Here is a 3,656-nt window from a genome sequence, read left to right on the forward strand (position 1 = left end):
ATAGCGATGATTGCAGGTCGAGGCGATTATAATTGCAGGTTCTTACAGGTAAGGCGCACGTCCGATTCTGAGGGGGTGGGATTATAGCGATATAGTCCTGCTACCCGACCACGTGACCCCCAGCTTGGGCTTCAAATTAGGATGGCAGAAGAAACTAGAGAGGTTAGGGGAAGAGTCCCTAAAAACATGAAAGAATCAGAATAAATATGGTGATGATTTATTGGAATCTGTGAGAACCGTTAAACAGGATGCCGAGAATTTGGGGATGAGAATGTTGTCATTACCTGATACTAAACTCAGACTCTATGTGAAACGATTGTTTGTTGATAATGCTGAAGTATGGAAACAAATTGAATCTGTAGGTAAGGAACTTGATTTGGAAGTGATTTCTTGTTTACCTGAATAATTAATTCAAACAATTGTCTACATTTAATCAATTGCTAGATACTAAGAGTAATAATTTTTGAACATTAGTATTCTGCTTGTTTATCCCTGACTTTTGATAAAATCATAAATCAGGGACATAACAGCATTATTTTGGCTGTAATACTGCGTTAATTAATGTTTGAAACTCATCCAGTGAATTAACGCTAATGGTTTTTAAATGTAGGTTTTTTAAAGCCATTAAATCATTAATTTCTTTGAGAGTTTCCATTAATTTTTCAGGTAAAGTACCAAAGCGATTTTCTAGTAAATCAAAAATGTTTTGTTGGCAGGTTTCTTTAGCACCTTTTACTTGTCCTCTTTCTTCTGCAAGTTCTTCAATAGTGCTGAGGAAAGGCATATTTAACTCCTTTTCGTGTTGTTCTAATTTATGGTTAAACTCTAATTGCAATGGTGGTGGTAACGTCATCATTTTATCAATGAACTTGACTAAATTAATAATGTCAAATTTAGTTAAGCCTTTTTGATACAATGGTCTGACTAAGTTCCATTTCCATTGTTCTCTTTGCGTTAAGTCCTTAGTAGTGACTTTGGTTTTCAGATGTGCCATTACTATTATAGCAAACAGATTGTTACTTGCAGCTAGTTCTTCCCATTGATAGTCTAGCAGTTTCACTGTACTGAATTTGATTTTAACTTCACTATCCCCTAAACCGTATTCATAACTATTTGGTCGCCAACTTTTGTTTTCATCTCCTAATATTGCTAAACTTATTACTGGTTTATTAAATAAATCAAATGAACGATAATTATAGATAAACATTCTTTGAGGAAACTGTTTATCATATTGACTTTGGACTTCTATATGAATCAAAATCCAAATTATTTCATTATTCAATAACCAGACTTGAAACAATTTATCCGCATAACGTTTTTTTGTTTGACTAGATGCAGTAATTTGTTCTAGTTCTTTATCTAAAGAAATAGGGGGTTTACTCCAGTCAATTTGTTCGTATATTTTTGGATAAAAGAATTGTAGAAATGATTCAAAATATTGTCCTATAGCTTCTTTCCATGTTTGATCATAGTTCGCTGTTGCTTCTGTCATATTTGCCCCCGGTTTTTGGGATTTATAATAAATCCCCAACTTCTTTATGATACCATTAATTTTGTTGTCAATAGTATGATATTGTCTGAGATTTATATACTGCAAAATTTAGTATAATTAATAATGCCCCTGGCGTTGATAATTTAGTATGGTTTGGCGATTCCTACGGAGCGCTTTGCTATCGCTTCACTGCTCATTCACTTGAGAACCCCGAAGTATTATCAATATTATCAGCATTGTAAACATAGGTAATCAGCCCCCTATTGGCATTGATAGCGCAGCGTGGCGTAAGCCATAGTCTTGAGTTACCCGGAAGTTATCGGTAGGGGCGCTATCGCGCAGAGGGGGCGTTGTTTTCGAGGTTTTGTTATGGCTATCAACATTCTTTCCAAAGCTGACAAGAAACTTTCTCAACTCAAGGATGGAATTCGAGTTTTGGCTTGGGAACAGTACAAGATTGATAATCGTGTTAAAGGTGAGGAAGGTTATAAAATCTTTGAAGCAGAATGGTTAACTCATGACATTCATAAGATGGATCAAGCCAAGTTTGATAAGTTTATTGCAGGTTTAGGTTATACCGTAGATGACTTACTTGCTGAAAGGAATAGATATTATCAGAAACGTAATCGAGCTACTGGTATTGGTAATGAACCCGCTAGTTTTGATAACAAACCTGCCAGTGTTGATTATGTTGAAGGTAATCAAGTATGTCGGCTATCCACCAGAAATAAATACCACGGTTACAGGAATTACAAAAACTGTTACTCAGTGGATTGCTGAAAATGCGATCGCTTTCGGGACTAATACCATTCTTCTTGTTTCTGGTAATCCTACACCCACACCGACAACTACACCGACAACTACACCGACAACCACACCGACAACCACACCGACAACTACACCAACAACTACACCAACAACTACACCAACAACTACACCGACACCAACACCAACGCCAACGCCAACGCCAACGCCAACGCCTACACCTAGACCTCCTTCTGGAAGTATTTGCAAATACAATAACGGAGATTTGTTAATTGTCGGATTACCGCCAAATACTTATCTCTATTTTGGTGGCGCTGATAATACAAATAGCCGAGAAGGGACTACTAGCAGCCAAGGTAAGATTACCTTAAATGGAATTAATTTCTTTGCAACTTATGAAGGCATAAGCGCTGGTTTAGGTGCTTGGGATGGTGATTATAATTATTATGAAACCTTGACGGAAAGGTTAGACTTAACGCCTAATTGTGTCTTTGATTAATTGTTAGGTAGGGGAAGTAGGGGAAGTGGGGGAAGTGGGGGGAGTAGGGGAAGTAGGGGAAGTGGGGGAAGTGGGGGAAGTGGGGGAAGTGGGGTGAACTAGTAGTTCGTCAAATTTATTTTGACGGGTAATAATAGGAAAAACTTCTGTTTTCCCTCCCCTACTCCCCCTACCCCTCTTCTCCCCCTACTTGCCTTTACCCGTCATTTTTGGATTGACAGACTACTAGCGCTCTGCAGGAATCGCCAATTACAACCTAGAGCATCCAGTAGCGATCGCCTCTGTAGTACCGAATTTAATTGAGATTGAGTGTTTGTAATTCTTGAAGAATTGCATTATTGTTTAAGTTGTAACTTCAGAGGATGGCTTTGGCTTTTTCTCAAAAGTCTGGACATTAGGTTCTAATAACACAAAACCGTTATTAGTTGCCTCTCCCATTTTCCCAGCAATAGCACCAACCCACTGAGGATAATTGGCTTGTGCGTCGGTCAATTTCTTCCAAACTTTAGGTTTAACCGTAACGCTAATTATCCTTCCATCGCAGTCAATCTCAAATTGTTGCCAACCATTTTCTACAGTTTTAACTTCTTCTGGCAGTTCGTTGATTTTGATAGTTAGTTCTAATTTTCCTTCAATCATAAATACATCCTCTATAAATTAGCTGAATTAATTAATCCACATTTTTTACTGATTCCACCAGTTGCGATTACTAGGTCGCGCTTCGCTATCGCCTAAGCTGCTACAAGCAGTTCGCCAATAGTTTCAAACACAGTAATAAATTTTGATTATATTGTAATCGAGGTCTAACCTGTGGTTCCAACTTCAATAACTCCATCCCTCCCATCTTTTACGATAGCTATATCTACTATTGCTCCAATAAATGCCCCTAGAATATCCGGC

Annotated in this window: 5 protein-coding genes; 3 read left to right on the plus strand and 2 right to left on the minus strand. The window is 37.8% G+C overall.

The window, feature by feature from the left end; translation table 11 throughout:
* Positions 1-229 precede the first annotated feature (229 nt).
* Complete coding sequence (locus FJR37_RS05980) at positions 230-406, plus strand: hypothetical protein (RefSeq protein ID WP_235334477.1); 177 nt, start codon at positions 230-232, stop codon at positions 404-406.
* 126 nt (positions 407-532) lie between these two features.
* Here the strand turns inward: FJR37_RS05980 and FJR37_RS05985 are convergent, their stop codons facing one another.
* Positions 533-1,492, minus strand: a complete 960-nt coding sequence (locus FJR37_RS05985; RefSeq protein ID WP_027405009.1) for a hypothetical protein — start codon at positions 1,490-1,492, stop codon at positions 533-535.
* Between the two features lie 369 nt (positions 1,493-1,861).
* Here FJR37_RS05985 and FJR37_RS05990 point away from each other — a divergent pair, with 369 nt between their 5' ends.
* Positions 1,862-2,272 carry a hypothetical protein gene (locus FJR37_RS05990; protein ID WP_254434522.1) on the plus strand — a complete coding sequence of 137 codons (411 nt, stop codon included), beginning with the start codon at positions 1,862-1,864 and terminating at the stop codon, positions 2,270-2,272.
* Positions 2,181-2,756 (plus strand): hypothetical protein, encoded by a 576-nt coding sequence (locus tag FJR37_RS05995; RefSeq protein ID WP_168465503.1) that lies wholly within the window; start codon positions 2,181-2,183, stop codon positions 2,754-2,756. Before FJR37_RS05990 ends, FJR37_RS05995 begins: the two co-directional genes overlap by 92 nt.
* A 342-nt stretch (positions 2,757-3,098) precedes the next feature.
* Here the strand turns inward: FJR37_RS05995 and FJR37_RS06000 are convergent, their stop codons facing one another.
* Positions 3,099-3,395, minus strand: coding sequence for a fertility inhibition FinO-like protein (locus FJR37_RS06000; RefSeq protein ID WP_168465555.1), 297 nt, complete (start codon positions 3,393-3,395; stop codon positions 3,099-3,101).
* Between the last annotated feature and the right edge of the window lie 261 nt (positions 3,396-3,656).

The organism is Aphanizomenon sp. UHCC 0183, from assembly GCF_009712065.1.
In the GTDB taxonomy this organism is placed as follows: Bacteria; Cyanobacteriota; Cyanobacteriia; order Cyanobacteriales; family Nostocaceae; genus Dolichospermum; species Dolichospermum heterosporum.

Bases quoted from the DNA above. Each gene is read 5' to 3' on its own strand.
- FJR37_RS06000 (WP_168465555.1), bottom strand. From the start codon at position 3,395: ATGATTGAAGGAAAATTAGAACTAACTATCAAAATCAACGAACTGCCA.
- FJR37_RS05990 (WP_254434522.1), top strand. From the start codon at position 1,862: ATGGCTATCAACATTCTTTCCAAAGCTGACAAGAAACTTTCTCAACTC.
- FJR37_RS05995 (WP_168465503.1), top strand. From the start codon at position 2,181: ATGTTGAAGGTAATCAAGTATGTCGGCTATCCACCAGAAATAAATACC.
- FJR37_RS05985 (WP_027405009.1), bottom strand. From the start codon at position 1,492: ATGACAGAAGCAACAGCGAACTATGATCAAACATGGAAAGAAGCTATA.